General features: G+C 44.2%; 7 protein-coding genes. 6 read left to right on the plus strand and 1 reads right to left on the minus strand.

The genetic code is table 11. The features are described 5' to 3' along the window. Positions 1 to 36: 36 nt before the first annotated feature. The 6 genes from ADA01nite_RS14395 (at position 37) to ADA01nite_RS14420 (ending at position 6,503) form a co-directional block, all read left to right on the plus strand. A complete protein-coding gene (locus ADA01nite_RS14395; RefSeq protein ID WP_307724491.1) occupies positions 37 to 1,200 on the plus strand; it encodes an acyl-CoA dehydrogenase family protein in 1,164 nt (387 codons plus the stop codon). Further along, positions 1,197 to 2,282, plus strand: a complete 1,086-nt coding sequence (locus ADA01nite_RS14400; protein ID WP_146810972.1) for an acyl-CoA dehydrogenase family protein — start codon at positions 1,197 to 1,199, stop codon at positions 2,280 to 2,282. Before ADA01nite_RS14395 ends, ADA01nite_RS14400 begins: the two co-directional genes overlap by 4 nt. A 39-nt stretch (positions 2,283 to 2,321) precedes the next feature. After that, positions 2,322 to 2,885 (plus strand): TRAP transporter small permease, encoded by a 564-nt coding sequence (locus tag ADA01nite_RS14405; protein WP_146810973.1) that lies wholly within the window; start codon positions 2,322 to 2,324, stop codon positions 2,883 to 2,885. Positions 2,886 to 2,914: 29 nt separating this feature from the next. After that, positions 2,915 to 4,204, plus strand: a complete 1,290-nt coding sequence (locus ADA01nite_RS14410; protein ID WP_146810974.1) for a TRAP transporter large permease — start codon at positions 2,915 to 2,917, stop codon at positions 4,202 to 4,204. Positions 4,205 to 4,267: 63 nt separating this feature from the next. Beyond that, positions 4,268 to 5,470, plus strand: coding sequence for an acyl-CoA dehydrogenase family protein (locus ADA01nite_RS14415; RefSeq protein ID WP_146810975.1), 1,203 nt, complete (start codon positions 4,268 to 4,270; stop codon positions 5,468 to 5,470). A gap of 43 nt (positions 5,471 to 5,513) precedes the next feature. Then, positions 5,514 to 6,503, plus strand: a complete 990-nt coding sequence (locus ADA01nite_RS14420) for an NAD(P)H-dependent flavin oxidoreductase (RefSeq protein ID WP_146810976.1) — start codon at positions 5,514 to 5,516, stop codon at positions 6,501 to 6,503. Positions 6,504 to 6,797: 294 nt separating this feature from the next. Here ADA01nite_RS14420 and ADA01nite_RS14425 read toward each other — a convergent pair whose 3' ends face one another. Next, entirely contained in the window at positions 6,798 to 7,391 is a 594-nt protein-coding gene (locus tag ADA01nite_RS14425; RefSeq protein ID WP_146810977.1) for a hypothetical protein, read from the minus strand. Positions 7,392 to 7,587 lie beyond the last annotated feature (196 nt).

A 7,587-nucleotide genomic window follows, 5' to 3' on the forward strand; every position in this document is an offset into this window, starting at 1 on the left:
TGTAAAGATAGAACTTACGCATAATTTTAATTGGGGGTGGGTTTTTTGTTCAAAGATTTGCAATTACCGGTAATAAAACTACCGGAAGCTGCAGAAAAAGTACGGAAAGAAGTCCGTGCTTTTATTAAAGAGGAGCTTCAGAAAGGCACATTCGAGCCTCACTGTGATTCCTGGTTGGGAGGGTTTTCTCCTGAATTTAGCCGTAAACTTGGTGAGCGTGGATGGCTTGGCATGACATGGCCCCGTGAATACGGAGGTCATGGACGTTCAGCACTCGAGAGATTTATAGTAACCGAAGAATTGCTGGCTGCCGGTGCCCCGGTTGCAGCGCACTGGATAGCAGACCGTCAAACGGGGCCGCTTTTGTTGCGATTTGGAACTGAATCACAACGGAAAAGGTTCCTTCCTAAAATTTCTGCCGGAGAATGGTATTTTGCCATTGGGTTAAGTGAACCGAATACCGGTTCCGACCTTGCATCGGTCCGTACAAGCGCGAAAAAAGTTGAGAACGGCTGGATTATAAACGGTAGTAAAATATGGACCAGCGGAGCACATCGTGCCCATTACATGATTGCATTATGCCGAACTTCCCTTGTTACTGACGAACGTCATGAGGGAATGAGTCAATTGATCATTGATTTGGCTTCTCCTGGTGTAACTGTTCGCCCCATTCGCCTGATCACGGGGGAGCATCATTTTAATGAGGTGATATTAGAAGAGGTCTTCGTTCCTGACGAAATGGTGATCGGTGATATCGGAAACGGATGGAAGCAAAGTATGACGGAATTGGCGTATGAGCGGAGCGGTCCGGAACGTTTCCTGAGCACATTCCCTTTACTGGTTGAGTTAGTAAGGGTTTTGGATAAGAATGCGAATGAAAGAGCAAGAATTTCGATTTCCGAATTGGTGGCCCATTTATGGACCCTGAGACGGATGTCATTAGGGGTGGCCGGACTCCTTGAAAAAGGTATCGCCCCAGACATAGCGGCCTCTCTGGTAAAAGATCTGGGTACTCAATTTGAAAGCAAAATTGCGGAAACAGCACGCTTGCTTTACGCTTCTGTGCCATCCCTTGCTTCATCTTCCCGCTTTGAAGTCCTGCTTGCACAGGCTTTACTTCATTCACCAGGGTTTACACTGCGTGGAGGGACTACCGAAATATTACGTGGAATTATTGCGAGGGGGTTAGGGATTCGATGACAGATATTCAAGATATGATTTTAAATACCGCGACAAAAATCATGGAAGATTTATGTACAAAAGACGTTATTCATGCTGCTGAACAAGGCGCCTGGGCCGGTGATTTGTGGAATACTTTGGCGGAAGTGGGAATGACTACGATTGGTATCCCCGAAGAATCAGGGGGGGCGGGTGGAAGCTTGGAAGATGCGATGGCTGTTTTGCGGATTGCGGGCAGATTTTCGGCTCCGATCCCGTTAGCGGAAACATTGATGGCCAACAGGTTGCTTTCATTGTCCGGATTACCAGTTTCTACGGACCCATTAACCGTTGTCCCCGTTGTTCAAAACGAAATGATTTTTGCGAAAAAGTCTTCTAAAGGCTGGGTGATTACCGGTAAAGCGGGTCAAGTGCCCTGGGCAGAAAAAGCAAAGGGCATCGTGGTAGTAGCGAATACAGATGAACAACCGATTATCGCATTTGTTGACTCAAATTCATGCACGATTAAACCCGGAATAAACTTAGCAAATGAGCCGCGCAACGAAGTTGTTTTTCAGGATGTGTTTGTAGAAAACCAGCTTGTTGCGACTGTGCCGTTTTCTACTCAAACAATTTATAACCTGGGTGCTTTGACCCGGGTGGTGCTTATGACCGGGTCTTTAGAACGCATTCTAGAGCTTTCAGTACATTATTCGAAAGAACGCTCACAATTTGGGAAGCCAATCGGACGCTTTCAAGCAATCCAGCAACAGCTGGCGGTTTTGGCCGGTGAAGTTTCTGCAGCAAGTATCGTAACGGATTTTGCCGTTTATGCATTCGAGAGCGAATACGCTAAGGAAGAAATAATGATCGCCAAAATTAGAGTCGGAAATGCAGTGAGCACCGCTGTGCCTATCGCTCATCAAGTCCATGGGGCTATTGGTTTTACTGACGAATATCCACTACATCATAGTACGCGCAGGTTATGGTCATGGCGTGATGAGTTCGGTACGGAAAGTGAGTGGGCAAATGATCTTGGGGAAATGATAATCGAAAACGGTCCGGAAAAATTATGGCCTTTCATTTGCTCATCTAAATCGTACTCTTATGAAAGAACGGTTTAGAAAGAACAGAAAAAATAATTCGGATAAGGATGTGAAGATATGAGAGAATTAATGAAATATTTTGATTACTTAGAATTATTTTTCTATTTCATCTCGAAGCTTGCGGTCTTCCTTATGATGTTGACGACAACGGCTGATGCCATATGCCGTTATTTATTTAATAGCCCAATTGTCGGCGCATACGAGTTTGTAGAAAGTTATTTGATGGTTGTGGTAGTGTTTTTAAGCTTGAGTTATGTGATGAAAGTGAATGGCCATATAAAGGTAGATATGCTGGTGGAGCATTTGCCTGACCGCCTTGTCAGAGTATTGAATATTATGTTTCTGCTTGCCGGCGCCCTGTTGATGCTGGTGATCGGTTATCAGGGAGTACTGGCGACGGAAGAAGCATGGGTAAACAATTACACATCAAGCGGTTTGATTGCCTGGCCCACATGGCTTTCGGTTATTTGGGTGCCAATCGGCTCTTTTCTTTTTGTGTTGCGTTTGATTCTGGAAGCAATCAAAGTTGCGCTAATGAATAGCGATGATGAAGAAGCGGCCAATGCTGCGATGGGAATGAATAGTGATGATGAAGATGCGGCCAAGCATAATGTCTTTTAATGTTGAAATAGAAAGGAGTACGACATAGTATGACTGTTGCCATTCCTCTTTCACTATTACTATTTTTGTTGGCATTTGGCATGCCAATCGCTTTTGCGATGGCGGTATCGGGAACCGTTGGCTTGATTATGCTCGGAGGGGTAGAGATGTTTATGGGGATTGCCCAAACAACCCCCATCGAAAGTGTATCCAGCTTTTTATTAAGTACAATTCCGATGTTTATCTTGATGGCTGAGTTTATGACAGCGAGTGGAATTACAAAAGATTTATTTCGTGCCGGTTATAAGTGGCTTGGTCATTTGCCGGGCGGATTGGGAATTGCAACCGTTTTCGCCGGAACGGGACTAGCTGCCGTATGCGGGTCCTCAACAGCCTCTGCGGCGACCTTAGCGGCATCCGCTGTTCCAGAGATGCAGCGGTATGGATATAAGACACATTTTGCAATGGGTGCTGTAAGTATTGCTGGAACATTGGCGATTATGATTCCACCCAGTGTCGTACTGATTCTTTATGGAATTTTGACGGAAACGGGAATCGGTTCCCTGCTCATCGCTGGAATTATTCCGGGAGTACTTACTGCCGTCGGCTACATTATAACGATTTTGATTTGGGTGAAAAAGTCTCCGGACGTTGCGCCAAAAATTGACGTTATACCGACAATGAAAGAACGGTTTCAATCTTTAAAGAATATCTGGCCTATGCTCCTTTTGGTCGCTATTGTCGTTGTTTCAATTTACTCGGGCATGGTTACGGCTACAGAAGCCGGTGCCATCGGCGCTTTTGCGGCTTTTTTAATCGCTTTTGGGATGCGCCGCCTGACAGTGAAGAATATACTTGAGGCATTGAGCCGTACGCTTAAGTCAACGTCGATGATACTGCTGATCGTCATGGGGGCCATGTTTTTTGGCTATTACCTTACATCGACACAGGTTACACAGAATCTTGTTGAGCTCATACAAATGATGGATATACCTAGATGGATCATCCTTATGTTTATTATAATTTTGTATTTAATATTGGGAATGTTTCTTGATCAAATAGCCATTCTTATCCTTACGTTACCGTTTACATTCCCTTTAATTATTGCCCTGGGATACGATCCGGTTTGGTTTGGGATCATTGTCACAAAAACAGCGGAAATAGGATTGGTCACCCCTCCCGTAGGAATGAATGTATTTGTGGCTTCCGGCTCGGCCGGTGTTCCGACTGCTGTTGGTTTCAAAGGGGTATTTTGGTTTGTTGTTGCTGATTTATTCATCTTATTGCTCCTTATCCTGTTTCCCTTCCTTTCCACCTGGTTGCCGGGCCTTATGATGTAATGCATGCATTCAAGGGAAATGGAAAACGCTCTGAAGATTCTATTTGTCGGGGAGTGACCGGAATTGAATATTGATTTATCAGAAGAGAATAAGCTTATTAGACAGTTAGCGAAGTCTTTTGCTGAAAAGGAAATTCTGCCAAAAATAAAAGAATACGAACAAAAGAGGAGATTTCCCCGTGATATTATTCGGAAAATGGGAGAGCAAGGCTTTTATGGTGCTTGTTTCCCCGAAAAATATGGTGGTTCTGAACTTGGTTTCTTAAATTTGGCAATTATTGCGGAAGAAATATCGCGTGTCAGTGCATCGATTGGGAGTACTTTCAACGCACAATCGATGACCGTCCCTTTTACCATTTTAAACTGGGGGACGGAAGTGCAGATCGAAAAATATGTTCCAAAACTTATTGGGGGGGAATGGATTGGGTTTTTTGGTTTGACTGAACCCGGAGGAGGATCTGATGCTGCAGGTTCGATGAAAACAAGAGCGATATTGGACGGTAACGAATATGTAGTAAACGGGCAAAAGGTTTTCGCTTCTTATGCCAGTGTTGCAGATGTAGGGTTGCTTTTTGCAAAGACGGATCCCGATGCTGGCCATAAGGGCATATCCGCTTTTATCATTCAAATGGACAGACCGGGGATTGAAGCAAAAGATATCTCAATGAGTTCTCTCGGTAATTTAACCAAAACGTGCGAATTATTTTTAACCGATTACAGAATTCCAAAAGAAAATTTGTTAGGCAATGAAGGGGAAGGTTTCAAGATTGCTATGAATGCCCTCGATTACGGGCGTTTAACAATTCCGGCCCGGTCGGTGGGGCTGGCGCAAGCTTGTTTAGAGGCCGCTATTCAATATTGTAACGAAAGAGTTGTAGGCGGCCACAAAATCGGTGAGTACCAGATGATTCAAAAGCTGATTGCTGATATGACAGTGGAAATTGAAGCGGCCCGTTTATTGACTTATAAAAGCGCTTACTTAAAAGACAAAGGGGCGGCGACTACGAGAGAAAGTTCTCATTCCAAATATTTTGCGGCTGAAGTCGTATGGAGAGCCGCTCAGGCGGTTTATGAAATTTATGGCGGCTATGCTCTGGCTGATGAATATCCGATTAATCAATACCTGGCTTATGCAGGTTTATTCCGTACGGGAGAAGGTTCTGCCAATATTCAACGAATTTTAATCGCGGAAGATGCTCTTGGCTGGAAGGATGCCAATCGGCATAATATGAAGCGCCGTTTTTCTCTTAAAAGCGATATCTTCTAGATTAAATTCAATATTTGAATCCTATTATACAGGGAGTATGAAGATGAAAAGTCTATTCAATACAAAGGTTTGCAAAATACTTGGAATCAAATACCCGGTTATGCAGGCGGGGATGGGGTATCTGGCCCGGGGGAGATTAGCAGCGGCCGTTTCCAATGTCGGTGGCCTTGGCGTAATCGGTACCGGGCACTTGACTCTGGATGAGCTGCGCGAAGAAATCCGTCTGGCGAAGTCGCTAACCGATAAACCGTTTGGCGTCGATATCTTGTTCGGAAAAATTATAGCGGATCACAGCAGCCAGCAGGTTGCCCGTTATTCCCACGAAGTTGAGAAGCAAATTGAAATCACACTGGAGGAAAGAGTGCCGGTGCTGATTTCCGGGTTGGGGAATCCGCTGGGTGTGATTAAGGAAGCTCATCAATTGGGCATGGTGGTTATGTGCGTGGTCGGTAATGTTAAACAAGCGGTGCAACTGGAAAAAGACGGTGTTGACATCATCATTGCCCAGGGACATGAGGCAGGAGGGCATACCGGAAGTGTAGGGACGATGGTCTTAGTGCCACAGGTCGTTGATGCTGTCAAGATCCCGGTAGTGGCTGCCGGCGGCATCGCGGATGGAAGAGGGCTGATAGCCTCCCTATCATTGGGTGCCGGCGGTGTCTGGATGGGGACCAGATTTATTGCAAGCCACGAAGCTCATGCCCATGATAATTATAAGCAAAAGATCGTGTCTATTAATGAGGAGGGAACCGTCATCTCCCGGGGCCACAGCGGCAAGCCTGTCCGTATGATTAAGAATAACTTTACTGATTACTGGAAAAAACGTGAGAATGAAATTCACCCGTATCCTTTGCAGTTGATCGAAGTCGGAAAAGAGGCCTCTAAGCGCGCGAGAATTGATGGCGATGTCGAAAACGGCGTTGCTCCGGCCGGGCAGATCGCCGGTATGATCAAAGGTGTGAAAAGTGCCGGACATATCGTTGAAGACATCATTCAAGAAGCGGAAGAAGTGCTGAGCCGCTTCCAGGCATGAGATCATGGCTCCTGGTTTTTTCTATGATATTTTTCCCTAAAATATTATTTAGCCTCTTCTGGCTTCCCCTCATGGATAGGTTGAACAGTGTATAGCATACATATCAAATGGGTACGCTTATTTGATACAAAGAAAAAAGTCGACGATTCCTTAGTTAGCGTAGGAAAAATCGACTTTTTTCGTATGCAAACATTCTTAGCGTATATTTTCCTTAAAAAGTTAACGGTACCCTTAAGCCGGTGTTTTTTTATTTTTATCCACATATTACAAGTATTAACCGTCCATGTAAGAACGTTATTTTGTTTTGGTTCCCTCAGACCCGGCGATCCATATTTTTGATCCATCTGTGTATTTTCCGCCGCTATCCCACAACAAAACAATCTTTCCATCTTTACTTTCCGCTTTTTTTACCGCTTTTTTTACCGCCCAATCAACCTTGTCAGGTCCGTTTGTTAAAATAATAGCGCTCTCTGCTCCATAAACTTCCCCTGGTTTTGCCGCTCTCCATTTCCCCTTCGTTTTATTAAACGTGTAAGTACCATCTTTATTAATGGTCAGTGTACCATTCGAAGCGCCAGGGTTATATTTGCTTCCAGCATAGTTTCCTGAATTAACGTAATAATATGATGTCATGCCGCCCGGTATCCAAAGCTTCCATTTCCCAATGAAATCATTTACATTTAGGTTTTGTTTCTGTTTTTCCTGTGACTTTTTTGTATCAACTGGCTGTGTATTTGTTTTTGTATTCCAATTCTCTGTCCATATCTCCGTTTTAGTTGGTTGGGACCATACTTCTGTTTTAGACGGCTCCGACCATATTTCCGCAGCTTCTGCCTGACTTGCGATGAAAAGGGCAAGTATACTCAAGCATAAACTTTTCTTAACCACTAAAATCACCCTCCCTCTTTTTTTGAAACCCCGTAATTTTCAGTATATTATATGTATTTAGATAAATCAATTCCCAAAATAAGAAGAGGATATCCAAAACTAATATGGCCTGCATCATGTTCCAGAGAGGAAGTGATCGGGATGGGATGCTATTTTGGAACGATGTTTGACGGTCACAATTTTTTATCCTCAACAA

The organism is Aneurinibacillus danicus (assembly GCF_007991215.1).
Classification (GTDB): Bacteria; Bacillota; Bacilli; order Aneurinibacillales; family Aneurinibacillaceae; genus Aneurinibacillus; species Aneurinibacillus danicus.

Excerpts from the sequence above, each read along its gene's own strand:
- ADA01nite_RS14400 (WP_146810972.1), top strand. The coding sequence starts at position 1,197 with ATGACAGATATTCAAGATATGATTTTAAATACCGCGACAAAAATCATG.
- ADA01nite_RS14420 (WP_146810976.1), top strand. The coding sequence starts at position 5,514 with ATGAAAAGTCTATTCAATACAAAGGTTTGCAAAATACTTGGAATCAAA.
- ADA01nite_RS14405 (WP_146810973.1), top strand. The coding sequence starts at position 2,322 with ATGAGAGAATTAATGAAATATTTTGATTACTTAGAATTATTTTTCTAT.
- ADA01nite_RS14410 (WP_146810974.1), top strand. The coding sequence starts at position 2,915 with ATGACTGTTGCCATTCCTCTTTCACTATTACTATTTTTGTTGGCATTT.